This is a genomic window from Variovorax atrisoli (assembly GCF_014195185.1).
Taxonomy (GTDB): domain Bacteria; phylum Pseudomonadota; class Gammaproteobacteria; order Burkholderiales; family Burkholderiaceae_C; genus Variovorax; species Variovorax atrisoli.
Genome location: NZ_JACIBG010000006.1, coordinates 416,281 through 430,001 on the forward strand (window position 1 = coordinate 416,281; position 13,721 = coordinate 430,001).

Here is a 13,721-nt window from a genome sequence, read left to right on the forward strand (position 1 = left end):
AGAGCGCAAGAGAACGGCCAGTAGGAATCTCCTGGCCCTTCTTTCGCGTCCTACGCGGAACCTGCGCGCCCTCAGCGTCCGGGAATCCGCCTTCGACGAACCTCAATCAGGCGTCACGGTGTGCTGCGCCAGCGCCTCCAGCGCGCGGACCAGCGCCGAGTGGTCGAGCTGGCCGTAGCCCAGCGCCGCGCAGGCGTTCATGAGCTGCGCCGCGCCGGCCGTCTGCGGCAGCGAGACGCCCAATGAGCGGGCGCTCTGCATCGCGAGGTTCAGGTCCTTCTGGTGCAGCCCGATGCGGAAGCCCGGCGCGAAGGTGCGCTTGATCATCCGCTCGCCGTGCACTTCGAGGATGCGCGAACTCGCGAAGCCGCCCATCAGCGCCTGGCGCACCTTGGCCGGATCGGCGCCGGCCTTCGATGCGAACACCAGCGCCTCGCCCACGGCCGCGATGTTCAGCGCCACGATGATCTGGTTGGCCACCTTGCAGACCTGGCCGTCGCCGGCGCCGCCCACGAGCGTGACGTTCTTGCCCATCCTGTCGAGCAGCGGCTTCACGCGCTCGAAGGTGCCTTCGTCGCCGCCGCACATGATCGTGAGGCTCGCGGCCTTGGCACCCACCTCGCCGCCGGAGACCGGCGCGTCGATGTAGCCGGCGCCCAGCGCGGTGATGCGGCGTGCGAAGTCCTTGGTGGCGATCGGGTCGATGGAGCTGCAGTCGACCACGATCTTGCCGCTGGAGCCCTTCAGGCCCGATGCCACGCCTTCGGCACCGGGCGCGCCGAAGAGCACCTTCTCCACGTCGGGCGTGTCCGGCACCATGATGAAGACCACGTCGGACTGGCGCGTCACTTCCGCCGCCGAGGCGCAGATGGTGGCCTTCGACAAGAAGGGCTCGGGCGTGTTGCCGTGCGTGTTCACGAAGAGCTGGTGGCCCGCTTCGAGCAGGTGGCCCGCCATGGGCGCGCCCATGATGCCGAGGCCGATGAATCCGATCTTTTGTTGGGTTGTCATGAGAAGTTCCTTGTTATCGATGAGTTGGCCGTGCGTTGCCGGCGGGCGCCGCGGAACCGGCTTTGCCGGGCCGCAGGCAGTGCCCCCTGCAAGGGGGGGATCGGCCGCACGAAGTGGGCAAGCCCGGGGGCTGGCCTATGGTCTCCATCCGAGGCCTTCGGCTGTCGTGGCGCGGGGCTTGTACTCGCAGCCGATCCAGCCGTCGTAGCCCAGCGAGTCGATGTGCCTGAAGAGCCAGGGGTAGTTGATCTCGCCCGTGCCCGGCTCGCCGCGCCCCGGGTTGTCGGCCAGCTGGATGTGGCCGATCTGCGCGAAGTGCTTCGTTAGCGTGTTGCCCAGCTCGCCTTCCATGCGCTGCGCGTGATAGATGTCGTACTGCACGCGCAGGTTGGACGAGCCGACCTCGTCGATCAGCGCCAGCGCCTGGTCCGTTCGCGTGAGGAAGAAGCCCGGGATGTCGAAGGTGTTGATGGGCTCGATCAGCAGGCGCAGGCCCGCGGCCTCCAGTTCGCGCGCGGCCAGGCGCAGGTTGGCGACCACAGTCTTCTGGGCCGCATCCCTGTCGACGCCCGCGGGCACCTTGCCCACGAGGCAGTTGACCTGCGGGCAGCCGAGAGCCGTTGCGTAGTCGATCGCCATGCCGATGCCTTCGGCGAACTCGCCGGTGCGGTCGGGATGGCAGGCGATGCCGCGCTCGCCCTTGTCCCAGTCGCCGGCCGGCAGGTTGTGCAGCACCTGCTGCAGGCCGTTGGCGCGCAGCGCGGCAGCGAGCTCCTTCTTCTCGAAGGGGTAGGGGAAGAGGTATTCCACAGCCTCGAAGCCGGCCTTGGCGGCGGCCTCGAAGCGTTGCATGAAGGGCAGCTCGGTGAAGAGCATCGTGAGGTTGGCTGCGAACTTGGGCATGTCTTTTCTCTTCCTTCTTCTCAGTCGAGCAGCGCAGCCACGGCGGTGGGCGCATCGGCCGGCGTCTCGGCCAGCGGCTCGAACTCAGTGATGTTGTCGATCTCGGTGCCCATCGCGATGTTGGTCACGCGCTCCAGCATCACCTCGATCACCACCGGCACGCTGAACTCGGCCATCAGGGCCTCGGCGCGGCGGATGGCCGGTGCGATCTCTTCCTGGCGGTTGACGCGCAGTGCCTTGCAGCCCAGGCCCTCGACCACCTTCATGTGGTCCACGCCGTAGCTGCTCTCGATGCCTGCGTCGGGCGCCGCGTTGATGTTGTCGAACGCGAGCTGCACACAGTAGTCCATCTCGAAGCCGCGCTGCGCCTGGCGGATCAGGCCGAGGTAGGAGTTGTTGACCACGATGTGGATGTACGGCAGCTTGAACTGCGCGCCCACGGCCAGTTCCTCGATCATGAACTGGAAGTCGTAGTCGCCAGAGAGCGCGACGATCTTGCGCGCAGGGTCTGCGGCGCGCACGCCCAGGGCCGCGGGAATGGTCCAGCCCAGCGGGCCGGCCTGGCCGCAGTTGATCCAGTGGCGCGGGTTGTACACGTGCAGGAACTGCGCGGCCGCGATCTGCGACAGGCCGATGGTGCTCACGTAGCAGGTGTCGTTGCCGAAGTTGTTGTTCATGCACTGGTACACGCGCTGCGGCTTCATCGGCACTTCGTCGAAGTTGGTCTTGCGCAGCATCGTCTTCTTGCGCTCGATGCAGGCCTTGGCCCAGTCTCGGCGGTCGGGCAGGCGGCCCGCGGCCTTCATCTCCTCGGCCACCTCGACGAAGAGCTGCAGCGCGGCCTTGGCATCCGACACGATGCCGAAGTCGGGCGTGAACACGCGGCCGATCTGCGTGGGCTCGATGTCGACGTGCACGAAGGTGCGGCCCTTGGTGTAGACGTCGATGGAGCCCGTGTGGCGGTTGGCCCAGCGGTTGCCGATGCCCAGCACGAAATCGCTCGCGAGCATCGTGGCGTTGCCGTAGCGGTGGCTGGTCTGCAGGCCGCACATGCCGGCCATCAGCGGATGGTTGTCGGGAATGGAGCCCCAGCCCATGAGCGTGGGAATCACCGGCACGCCGGTGGCTTCGGCAAAGCGCACCAGCAGCTCGGAGGCATCGGCGTTGATGATGCCGCCGCCGGCCACGATCAACGGGCGCTCGGCCGCGTTGAGCATGGCGATGGCCTTCTCGATCTGGGCGCGCGTGGCGGCCGGCTTGTAGGGCTTGAGCGGCTCGTAGCTGTCGATGTCGAACTCGATCTGCGCCATCTGCACGTCGAAGGGCAGGTCGATCAGCACCGGCCCCGGGCGGCCCGAGCGCATCAGGTGGAAGGCCTGCTGGAACACCTGCGGCACCTGGCCCGGCTCGCGCACCGTGACCGACCACTTGGTGACGGGCTTGGAGATCGACTCGATGTCCACCGCCTGGAAGTCTTCCTTGTAGAGCCGCGCGCGAGGTGCCTGGCCGGTGATGCAGAGGATCGGGATCGAATCGGCCCAGGCCGAGTACAGGCCCGTGATCATGTCGGTGCCCGCCGGGCCCGAGGTGCCGATGCACACGCCGATGTTGCCGGCCACCGCGCGGGTGTAGCCCTCGGCCATGTGCGAGGCGCCTTCCACGTGCCGCGCGAGGATGTGCGCGATGCTGCCGCGCTGGCGCAGCGCCGAGTACATCGGGTTGATCGCCGCACCGGGCACGCCGAAGGCCTGCGTCACGCCTTCCTTCTCCATCACCAGAACCGCGGCCTGGACCGCTGTCATCTTTGCCATCTGAGTCTCCAGAAATGAATAAACCCCCAGGCTTCGCGCACTTCGTGTCGCTTCGCCAACCCCCTTGACGGGGGCGACACCGGAGGCCCGGCGGGGCCGGTTCCTCGGTGTTCTCGGATCGGTAGGCTGAATGTAGGAAGCGGGTCTGTTTCCAAGAAGACGGCTGCGGACCATAAAACCTATTCCAGTCTGGAATAAGTGACTACCATCCGGCCCATGGACAGATTGCTGGCAATGGAAATGTTCGTGCGCGTGGTCGAGACGGGCAGCTTCTCGAAGGCCGCGCGCGAGTTCAACACCACGCAGCCCACGGTGACCAAGCAGATCGCCGCCACCGAGGAGCGGCTGAAGGTGCGCCTGCTCAACCGCAACACGCGCGGCGTGAGCCTCACCGAGCCGGGCGCGCTCTACTACGAAAAGTGCAAGACCATCGTGCGCGAGGCCGAGGAGGCCGACAGCATCGTGCAGCTGCGGCAGAACCAGGCGCAGGGGCTGCTGCGCGTGGGCACATCGGTGGCCTTCGGGCGGCGCGTGGTGGTGCCGCTGGCGCTCGAGTACATGCGCAGGCATCCGCAGGTGCAGCTCGACCTGAGTTTCGAGGACCGCTACGTCGACCTCATCGCGCAGGGCATCGACGTGGCCATCCGCATGGGCAAGCTGGCCGATTCGTCACTGGGCGCGCGCTACCTGGGCGCCAACCCGTGGGTCATGGTCGCCTCGCCCGCCTACCTGAAGAAGCACGGCACGCCGAAGCGCGCGCAAGACCTGAGCGCGCACGTGGCGCTGATCTACAGCAGCGTGGTGGGCGACGAGTTCTGGCGCATGCACACGCCGCGCGGCGAGCCGGTCACGGTGCCGGTGTCGGGCCGCTTCCGCTCGAACAACCTCTCGGCCGTGCTGGCGGCGGCGCGCGACGGCCTGGGCATCGCGCTCATGCCGCGCTACGTGGCCAGCGACTCGCTGGCGGCCGGAAAGGTGCGCGAGGTGCTCGGCGACCACGCGCTGCCCGAGCAGGAGATCCACGCCGTCTTCCCGTCGCCCAAGCTGGTGCCGGGCAAGGTGTCGGGCTTCGTGGCCTTCCTGCAGGGGCGTTTCGACGAAGGCTGGTGGGAGGCCTGAACACGGCCCCCCGCCACGGCCTCAGGCCGGCACGAAGGCGCCGTGAAGGCCCAGCGGCAGTGCGTAGGGCAGCGTGGCCTGCGCGACCGGCCCTGCCGCGAGGTTGTCGGCCGCGAAGCACGAGAGCAGCGTTTTCTGCCGCCCGAAGTCCAGCACAGTGCCCAGCACCCATCCGGGCTTCGCGCCGTCGGGCACGAAGACGTGCTCCTCCACCATCGTCTGCTGGCCGTAGACGAAGCGCTGGCTGCGGCCGGTCTCGACGTCGGTGCGTGCCACCGCGCCGAAGCCCGGCAGGTCGCGCCGGATCTGCGTGGCGTGCACCACCTGCCGATGACGCATGCCCACGCGGCGCGGATCGATGCGCGGAAACTCCGCCTCCTGGGCGAGCGCAGTCTGCGTGGCCCGGCCGGAAGCGAGGTTCAGCGTGGCGACCGTCAGGTGCGGCTCGGTGGTCTTCACGCGGCGGGCACGCATCACTTCGCGGTTGCTGATGAACACCGAATCGGCGTTGTCCGAGTGCACGTAGTCGATGTGGATCTGCGTGCCGCGCGGCGTGTCTTCCTCCCAGGCGTTGCCGACGTGGAACAGGAAGCCGGCCGGCAGCGCGAGCATCTGGCGCCGCTCCCAGTTCTGCTTGTCGATGACCAGCGCGCGCATGCCGAGCTCGGGCCGCCAGACGTGCGCGTCGAGAAAGCTCTCTCCGGTGCCCTTGCGCCTGCCGTCGTAGACCAGCGGCGGCAGCAGGAACACCAGGTGCCGCTCGGTCACTGCGAAGTCGTGGACCATCGGCATGTCGGCCACCGGCACCACGCCCGCGCGCCGCAGCGTGCCTTCGGGTGCGATCTCGTACAGCGCGAGCAGCCCCTGGGTGGAGCCCACGCCGAAGTTCCACACCGTGCCGTCCGGGTCCACCTTGGGGTGGGCCGAGAAGGGCATGCCCGCGAGATCGGCGCGCCAGGTCTTCAGGCCCAGCGTGTCCAGCGTGCCCGCGTCGATGCGCGTGGCCGAGCCGCCTTCCCACAGCGCCAGCACCTCGCCCTGCAGCGGCAGCACGCTGGTGTTGGCGACATTGATGCTGTCGGCCGAAGTCGGCGGCTCGGCGCCCGGCGGCGTGGTCGCGAAGGTCTCGAAGAGGCGGCGGCCGGCCCTGGCCTCGGCCGTGCGCTTCGAGGTGGCCACGTAGCGGCCCTGGTGCCGCACGTCGGCGCCCTCGATCACGAAGCGGTGCACCATGCCGTCGCCGTCGAACCAGTGGTGGTAGCGCTCGCCGCCCAGGTCATGGCCGGCCGGGCCGATGCGGAACAGAGTGCCGGCCACTGCATCGGGAAAGCGTCCGCGCACCGCGGCGCGGGTCAGCGGGAAGTCGCCCGGCGGCGTGGCGAAGCCGATCTTCCAGGGGGCGCTCGAAGCCTCGAACTGGGCTTGCCAGTCGTCAGCCGTGCCGCCCGTCTGTGCCAGCGACGCCAGCGGTGCCAGCAGCGGCAGCGCGCCGGCCGAAGCCAGCAGGCGCAGGAGTTCGCGTCGTTCCATGGCGTCCTGCTCCTCAGCGCAAGTGGATGACGGTCTGTATGTCGGCTTCGAGGCTGATGGCCGCGGCCTCGAAGTCGGGTGCCGCGCGATTGCCCTTGGCGTCGTTGGAGAAGCCGTAGCGCTCGGTGGGCATGCCCATGAGGTTGGTGTCGAGCTTGCCGTTGCCGTTCTCGTCGGCGAACACGCGCAGCGCGTAGCGCCCGGGTGCCAGGCCAGCGAACAGCAGGCGGGCCTTGCCCTCGCGCATCGGCACGGTCTGCGAGGCCACGGGCTTGCCGTCGGCGTAGCTGGCGGCGTCGCCGTACACAGCGACGTAGAGGGTGGCGTCCGCAGCCGTGCCGTCGGCGACGCTCAGGCTCAGGTCGGCGGCGAGGGCGCCCAGCGGCGCGAGGATCGCAGCCGCGCACAGGGCGCGCACGGCCGGGCGGAACGGAAGAAGGCGGAGTTGCATGACGGGCCTCGTTGGTGGTTGGAGGCCCGACGATCCCGCAGCCCGGGCGCGGCGCCCAGTGTCATGCGACGGAATGCAGGATTGCGCGTGCGAAATGCGCGCGCGGGGTGCGGATGGCGTCGGTCTCAGGCCTTGTCTTCCGGGGCGCCGTGCTTGCCTTGCTGCGTGCCGTCGGCCCGGTCGTGCCCGGGGCCCACGTGGCCGGAGTCGGCAAAAAGGCTCCATGCCGCCATGAACAGCGCCGCGATCACCGGCCCGATCACGAAGCCGTTGATGCCGAAGATCGCCATGCCGCCGATGGTCGACATCAGCACGATGTAGTCGGGCATCTGCGTGTCCTTGCCCACCAGCACGGGGCGCAGGATGTTGTCGACCAGGCCGATCACGAACACGCCCACGAAGATCAGCGTGCCGCCCTGCCAGAAATGCCCCGTGGCGAGGAAGTAGATGGCCACAGGCCCCCAGATCAGCGCCGCGCCCACGGCCGGCAGCAGCGACAGGAAGGCCATCAGCACCGCCCACAGCAGCGCGCCCTGCACGCCGAGGAACCAGAAGGCGAGCCCGCCGATCGAGCCCTGCGCGACCGCCACGGCCACGTTGCCCTTGACGGTGGCGCGGATCACGGTGGTGAACTTGTTCAGCAGGTAGTGGGTGTGCGGCTTGGCCAGCGGCAGCGCGTCGCGCACCTTCTTCGAGAGATCGGAGCCGTCGCGCACCAGGAAGTAAAGCAGGTACAGCATCACGAAGAAGCTGACGATGAAGTCGAAGGTGTTCTGCCCGATGGTCAGCGCCTGGCTCGCGATGATCTGGCTGGCCTGCCCGGCGGCGGCCGAGATGCGCGCCTGCCAGGCCGCCATGTCGCCGAGGTTGAAGCGCTCGACCAGGTTCAGCAGCCACTGCGGCGAGGCATCGAGGATCTGCTGGAAGTAGGCCGCGAAGTTGATCTGCCCCGACCGGATGTTCTGCGTGACCAGCGCGACCTCCTGCACCAGCGAAACCCCCACCATGGCCAGCGGCAGGATCACGATGAACAGGCAGATCGCCAGCGTGGACAGCGCCGCCGCATTGGGCTTGCCGCGCATCCTCCTCAGCAGCTTCTTGTAGAGCGGCGTGAACAGGATCGCCAGCGCCACGCCCCACAGCACCGCGCCGAAGAACGGCATCAGCACCCAGAGGAAGGCGGCAGTCACGGCGGCGAGAAGGGCGAGGAACACGCCGCGCTGGAGTTGGGGTGAGTTCATAAGTGTCTCGGACTGTAGCCGAGCGCGGCGACGGCAGGCCCCATCGGCCGGCTGCAATTCACGCGATCGATCCGGGGGCTGCTTTCTTGCATTGCGAATATCGAGATTAATCGCACCAAAGCCCGCTCGTTATTCCAGGGTGGCCGTATTTGCGCCGGCTCGCTTCCTAGAATTATTTGCAACAAACAAAAAGAGGGAGGTGGGCGTGAGCTCAATTTGCAATTGTTATTCGTGTGCGGCCATTGCTTGGCGGGCCGTGGATGTTTTGCGGTGCTTGCACGCATCGGTACATCACATGATCAGACGCACCCGAATTCGGGTCACGTCGGCAGAGGCGCCGTAATTCCGCAGGTCGGCAGCCCGGTTACATAGCCATAGCCACTTTCGCCGCCGGTACCGCAGCCGGTTCGGTGCGGCAGGCGCTGCCACGCCTCTTTCTTTCCCAATTGATTTTCGCCACGCAAACAGACGCAGTCAGGGAGACTGGACAATGGGAACAGGCACGCCCCAGCGGCCACCATCGGGCATACCTCAAGGCCAGCCCGCATCGAAATCGAATGCCGAGCGAGAACCTCAGACGGCCGTCGCCCCGCTGAACACCATCGCCAAGGAAGATATCGCCGCCGCGAGCAAGGTGGTGGACGAATGGCTGCGGTCCTTCACCGGCGGTTATGTCACGCTCGAGCGGCTGACCACGGTGCTGGGCAGCATCCCGATCGTGGGCAACATCATGGCGCTGGTGGATGTTTTTCTCGACATCGTCACCATCCTCGAGAAGAAGTCGACCGATGCCGCCACCAGGTTCCTGAACTGGGCCAGCCTGGGCATCAATCTCATCGGCCTGATTCCCGCACCACCCACCATGGCCGCAGCGCGCATGAGCCTGCGACCCACGCTGCATCTGGTCAAGCAGGAGCTCCTGCATGGGGCCAGGAACCTCGGCGGGACCATCGTCACCATGCTCGTGGGGCACCTGAATGCATCCATCGTTGGTGAGCTGGAAACCTTCATCGACGGGGCCATCGCAAGGCTCTCGGGCATTCTGGAAGATTGCGCGAGGCTCTCCGACAGCGTCCTGGACAACCTGATCGGCATCCTTCAGCGCGTGCTCGGCGGCCAGGACCTCTTCACCGTCGCCAGGCCGGGCGCGGCGGAAGCCAACGACTACGACCCCAAGGCCCAAAGCACGTGGAGCGGCATGTGGCGCCGGGCGGTGAAGTATTCCGAAGGCACGGCCAAGCGCGCCGCCAACTACGCCGCCAGGAAGGCCGCCGCCTATCTGCCCGAAAGCGTCAGGGCCAGGGTCAACGAGGTGATCGATAGCCTGGGTGCCCTGAAGGCGGACTTCCGCAGGCAACTGGCGGACCTAGCCAACCAGGAACTGCAGGGCAGCATCATGTGGCTGCTGCGCCAGCTGCTGTCGGCCATGGCGCAGAAGAAGAGCCTGCGTGCGGCCATGGTGCCGCCCGGTGCAGGTGCCGAAGCAAGAAGAAGCAGGCCCGACACCCAGGTCGAGCACCTCCGCGTGCAGGCGCCCGTCAAGGGTGATCCCGGTTGCAAGAACTGTCCGCTTTCCGGCGCACAGGTTCCCTCTTCAAGCAAGTTCGCCATCAGCCTTGCGACCGGCTGCGAAAGCTTCACCCATGTCGACTTCGCGCTGGTTGCGCCGTTGCCGATCACCTGGGCGCGCACCTACCGCAGCAATCTTGGCGCTTTCGACGAGGGCAGCCTCGGCGCAAGATGGCTCACGCCCTACAGCACTCGCGTGGACATCGCCACGCCGGCTCAAGGTCTGCGGGCCGGCGAGCTCAGCCTGATCTACCACGGCGCAGACGGTCGCAGCCATGCCTACCCGTTGCTGGCCGTGGGTCAGAGCTACCGCGATGCCATCGAAGAAGCGACGCTCACGCGGCTGAGCGAGACACTGTTGAGCGTGGATTTCGGCAAGGCCGCACCGGCGGGGGAGGCCGGCGACTGGCGCGAGATCTACGAGCTGGTGGATACGGCGGCTCGCAAGGTCGCTACGCAAGGCAGGCAGCACTTCCGGCTCGTCTCGCAGCATGCCGGCAAGGAAGCCAGCATCGGCCTGCGCTACGACCACGTGATCGCATCCACCGGCGAACAGGTCTTGAGCGACATCGTCAGCAAGCAGGGCGATGTCACGGTGGCCCATGTGGGCACTCGTCCCGATGCGCGAAGCGGGTTGATCACCAGCCTGTGGGAGATCAAGGGCGGCCAGGTCGTGCGCGAGCTCGCCGCCTATGTGCACGACGCCGAAGGCGACCTTGTCTCGGCTCAGGACGAAAACGGCGAGACCTGGAACTACCGCTACAGCCATCACCTCGTGACCCGATACACCGACCGCACGGGCCGGGGCATGAACCTCGAATACGACGGCACCGGCGTCGATGCCCGGGCGGTGCGCGAATGGAGCGATGACGGGAGCTTCGCCCTCAGGCTGGAGTGGGACAGGAACATCCGCTTGACCTATGCGACCGACGCGCTCGGCGCAGAGACCTGGTACTACTACGACATCCTTGGCTACACCTACCGGATCATCCATCCCGACAAGCGCCAGGAGTGGTTCTTTCGCGATGAAGCGAAGAACATCACGCGGCATGTCCGTACCGACGGCAGCACCGACGACTTCAGCTACGACGCCGACGGCAACCTGCGCGCCCATACGCGGGCCGACGGCAGCCAGGTGCACTTTGCGCACGACAGTCGCGGACGCATGACGGGCCTGCGCGACGCCGAGGGTGGCGTCTGGACGCGCGACTACGACGCCGGCGGCAACCTCGTCGAAGAGATCGACCCGCTGGGACACAAGACCGCGTACGCCTACGACAAGGCCGGCCGGCCCGTGCGAATCACCGATGCGAAGGGCGGCATCAAGACGCTGACCTACACCCCTGCGGGCCAACTTGCCAGCCACACCGATTGCTCGGGCAAGACCACGCGGTGGGAATACGACGAGCAGGGACGCCTGGTCAAGGCGACCGATGCCATGGGCCACAGCACGCGCTATCGCTATACGAGCGCGAACGAGCAGGGGAAGGCGGCTGCCGCAGCGGACGCCAACCGTCCGGGTCGACTCGAGGAAATCATCCTGCCGGACAACAGCAGCGAGCATTTCGTTCACGATGCCGAAGGGCGCCTGCTCGCGCACACCGATGCGCTGGGGCGCAGGACGCGCTATGACTACACGCGGTCCGGCCTCGTGTCCCAGCGCACCGACGCGGCAGGGCACACGCTCAAGTACCGCTGGGATCTTCTGGGACGTTTGAGCGAACTGCACAACGAAAACGGCAGCCGTTACGACTTCCGCTACGACCCCGTGGGGCGCTTGCTCGAAGAAGTGGGCTTCGACCGCAAGACCACAAGCTACATCTATGACGACTCCACTGGGGTGCTGACGGAAGTGGTCGACGGCGGTCAAACCACGCATCTGCAATTCGACCCGATCGGCCGCCTCATCGAGCGCAGCGCCGACGGTGCTGCCGAGAGCTTTGCCTACGACCGGAACGGCCGATTGGTCAAAGCCGGCAATAGCGACGCGAAGCTTCAATGGTTCTACGACCCCGCGGGCAACCTGACGCGCGAGCACCAGCACTACCTGGAGGGCGCCCGCACCGCGGTCTGGCAGCACGGCTACGACGAACTCAACCAGCGCGTCGCGACCATCCGCCCAGACGGTCATGTGACTCAGTGGCTCACCTATGGCTCCGGCCACGTGCACGGATTGCTCGTCGACGGGCAGGAGATTCTGGGCTTCGAGCGCGACGACCTTCACCGAGAGATTGCGCGCGAACAGGGCAACGGGCTCCTGCAAAAGCAGAGCTACGACCCGGCCGGCCGATTGCTGGAGCAGCAGATCTCCCAGACCAGGCGCGACGCGCTTCAGCCCACCGGCATCCGCCGCAGCTACCAGTACGACAGGGCCGGCCAGTTGATCTCCATCGGCGACAGCCGGCGCGGCAACCTGAGCTACCGCTATGACCCCGTAGGGCGGCTGCTCGAAGCCAACAGCCGATTGGGACGGGAGACCTTCGCGTTCGATCCGGCGGGGAACATCGGCAACCCTTCTTCAGAAGCCGAAGGCACAGCGGAGCCGGCAGGCCGCATCACCCATCGCGTCCCCGTTCGCGGGGGCGCTGACGGTCGCGGCTCGGTCGGCAAGCTGATGGACAACCTCCTGAAGGACTACGCCGGCACCCGCTACAAGTGGGACGAGCGCGGCAACCTCGTCGAGCGCAGCCGCAAAGGCGAGAAGACCGTGTTCACCTGGGACGGCTACAACCGAATGCGCAGCGCCGAGACCTTCGGCGAAACCACGACCTTTAGCTACGACCCCCTGGGCCGGCGCATCGCCAAGCGCACGCGGCATGCCTGCACCTTGTTCGGCTGGGACGGCGACACGCTGGCGTTCGAGAGCACGCAGAGCACGGAAGGTTGGCAGGAGCATGCGTGGCGAGGAGACAGCATCCACTACATCCATGAACCTGGCTCGTTCGTGCCGCTGGTACAGATCCGGCAGGCCCAGGCAGTCGTGTTGAGCCAGACGACGGATGTGAAGTCGCTGATGGCCGACAACGGCGGTCGCTACGACATCGAGCTCGACCCGCTATGGAATGGCGAACAAAGTCGAACGCCTGCACCGTTCATCAAGGAAGAAATCGCCTTCTACCAATGCGACCACCTGGGCACACCACAGGAGCTGACGGATCATGAGGGGCGTGTGGCGTGGTCGGCGAGCTACAAGGCTTGGGGGGAGGCGCGGCAGGCGATCAGTGAGGCGGGACGGCGGGCTGGTTTTCGAAACTCCATCCGCTTTCAAGGGCAGTACTGGGATGAAGAGACGGGGCTGCATTACAACCGGTATCGCTATTACGACCCCTTCTGCGGTAGGTACGTAAGTCGAGATCCGATCGGCCTGGATGGCGGGAATAATATTTACCAATATGCGCCAAACCCTTGTCAATGGGTGGATCCGCTAGGCCTAGCCAGAAATGATCAGAAAAAACAAAAACCATGTCAAAGCAAGAAAAACTCTACTGAACCGAAGTTGCCTGAAAAAGTCATTGCACAAGATGGCGCGCTACGTTTGGAGCACTACGTTCGAAGCGGCGATCATGCGCCCGCTCATTTTCATTTGAGAGGTGAGGGAGGTTTGAACATTCAGATCGGACAAAATGGAAAGCCAATAAATCGATCCGAAGAGTTGACCGCCGTACAGCGGGATTTTATTCAAAACAATAAACCTAAATTAAGATCGTCTGTTGATAAAATCCAGCGATGGCATCGATATGGAAATTTGCCTGAGGAATGTGAATGACTGATATTAAGGAAGTTTGGGTTTTTAATGGGGTTAATGCGAAATTTCCTTCGGCAGTATTTGCGATCAAGGAGGATGCTTTGGGTTGGATAAAAAAGTATCAATTAACTGGAGTTTTAACTAAATACCCACTGGGTGTTTCGGCTTATGATTGGGCGATTGAAAGTGGTAATTTCAAAATCAGGTCGGAGAGGGATTCAACGCCGGAGTTCATAGGAAGGTTCTCGAGCGCAGCGCAAGAACACATGCATTTCGAAGATGGAAATTCGGATTAATTTGGGCTGAGTTTGAGTTTCAATTTAAATTCGTAAAATTGAATT

General features: G+C 65.5%; 9 protein-coding genes. 3 read left to right on the top strand and 6 right to left on the bottom strand.

What is annotated here, in order from left to right:
• Nucleotides 1–102 precede the first annotated feature (102 nt).
• The 3 genes from FHY06_RS22585 to gcl all read right to left on the bottom strand — a co-directional run bounded on the left by FHY06_RS22585 (nucleotide 103) and on the right by gcl (nucleotide 3,725).
• The gene (locus tag FHY06_RS22585) at nucleotides 103–1,011 is read right to left on the bottom strand and encodes a 2-hydroxy-3-oxopropionate reductase (RefSeq protein ID WP_019657001.1); all 909 of its coding nucleotides are present in this window, start codon (nucleotides 1,009–1,011) and stop codon (nucleotides 103–105) included.
• A gap of 135 nt (nucleotides 1,012–1,146) precedes the next feature.
• On the bottom strand, nucleotides 1,147–1,914 hold the full coding sequence (hyi, locus tag FHY06_RS22590) for a hydroxypyruvate isomerase (RefSeq protein ID WP_184606343.1): 768 nt from the start codon (nucleotides 1,912–1,914) through the stop codon (nucleotides 1,147–1,149).
• A gap of 20 nt (nucleotides 1,915–1,934) precedes the next feature.
• On the bottom strand, nucleotides 1,935–3,725 hold the full coding sequence (gcl, locus tag FHY06_RS22595; protein ID WP_184606344.1) for a glyoxylate carboligase: 1,791 nt from the start codon (nucleotides 3,723–3,725) through the stop codon (nucleotides 1,935–1,937).
• Between the two features lie 216 nt (nucleotides 3,726–3,941).
• On the opposite strand from gcl, the gene FHY06_RS22600 reads away from it, so the two are divergent.
• Complete coding sequence (locus FHY06_RS22600) at nucleotides 3,942–4,844, top strand: LysR family transcriptional regulator (protein ID WP_019657004.1); 903 nt, start codon at nucleotides 3,942–3,944, stop codon at nucleotides 4,842–4,844.
• Between the two features lie 21 nt (nucleotides 4,845–4,865).
• Here FHY06_RS22600 and FHY06_RS22605 read toward each other — a convergent pair whose 3' ends face one another.
• The 3 genes from FHY06_RS22605 to FHY06_RS22615 all read right to left on the bottom strand — a co-directional run bounded on the left by FHY06_RS22605 (nucleotide 4,866) and on the right by FHY06_RS22615 (nucleotide 8,066).
• Nucleotides 4,866–6,374 carry a carotenoid oxygenase family protein gene (locus FHY06_RS22605; RefSeq protein WP_184606345.1) on the bottom strand — a complete coding sequence of 503 codons (1,509 nt, stop codon included), beginning with the start codon at nucleotides 6,372–6,374 and terminating at the stop codon, nucleotides 4,866–4,868.
• Between the two features lie 13 nt (nucleotides 6,375–6,387).
• The gene (locus tag FHY06_RS22610; protein WP_184606346.1) at nucleotides 6,388–6,825 is read right to left on the bottom strand and encodes a DUF2141 domain-containing protein; all 438 of its coding nucleotides are present in this window, start codon (nucleotides 6,823–6,825) and stop codon (nucleotides 6,388–6,390) included.
• Between the two features lie 125 nt (nucleotides 6,826–6,950).
• On the bottom strand, nucleotides 6,951–8,066 hold the full coding sequence (locus tag FHY06_RS22615; RefSeq protein WP_126183289.1) for an AI-2E family transporter: 1,116 nt from the start codon (nucleotides 8,064–8,066) through the stop codon (nucleotides 6,951–6,953).
• Nucleotides 8,067–8,556: 490 nt separating this feature from the next.
• Here FHY06_RS22615 and FHY06_RS22620 point away from each other — a divergent pair, with 490 nt between their 5' ends.
• Entirely contained in the window at nucleotides 8,557–13,401 is a 4,845-nt protein-coding gene (locus FHY06_RS22620; RefSeq protein ID WP_260310590.1) for an RHS repeat-associated core domain-containing protein, read from the top strand.
• On the top strand, nucleotides 13,398–13,676 hold the full coding sequence (locus FHY06_RS22625) for a DUF7710 domain-containing protein (protein WP_132801065.1): 279 nt from the start codon (nucleotides 13,398–13,400) through the stop codon (nucleotides 13,674–13,676). The genes FHY06_RS22620 and FHY06_RS22625 overlap by 4 nt, the downstream gene beginning before the upstream one ends.
• Nucleotides 13,677–13,721: the final 45 nt, after the last annotated feature.

Bases quoted from the DNA above. Each gene is read 5' to 3' on its own strand.
- FHY06_RS22605 (WP_184606345.1), bottom strand. From the start codon at position 6,374: ATGGAACGACGCGAACTCCTGCGCCTGCTGGCTTCGGCCGGCGCGCTG.
- FHY06_RS22615 (WP_126183289.1), bottom strand. From the start codon at position 8,066: ATGAACTCACCCCAACTCCAGCGCGGCGTGTTCCTCGCCCTTCTCGCC.
- FHY06_RS22585 (WP_019657001.1), bottom strand. From the start codon at position 1,011: ATGACAACCCAACAAAAGATCGGATTCATCGGCCTCGGCATCATGGGC.
- FHY06_RS22610 (WP_184606346.1), bottom strand. From the start codon at position 6,825: ATGCAACTCCGCCTTCTTCCGTTCCGCCCGGCCGTGCGCGCCCTGTGC.
- hyi (WP_184606343.1), bottom strand. From the start codon at position 1,914: ATGCCCAAGTTCGCAGCCAACCTCACGATGCTCTTCACCGAGCTGCCC.
- gcl (WP_184606344.1), bottom strand. From the start codon at position 3,725: ATGGCAAAGATGACAGCGGTCCAGGCCGCGGTTCTGGTGATGGAGAAG.
- FHY06_RS22620 (WP_260310590.1), top strand. From the start codon at position 8,557: ATGGGAACAGGCACGCCCCAGCGGCCACCATCGGGCATACCTCAAGGC.
- FHY06_RS22600 (WP_019657004.1), top strand. From the start codon at position 3,942: ATGGACAGATTGCTGGCAATGGAAATGTTCGTGCGCGTGGTCGAGACG.
- FHY06_RS22625 (WP_132801065.1), top strand. From the start codon at position 13,398: ATGACTGATATTAAGGAAGTTTGGGTTTTTAATGGGGTTAATGCGAAA.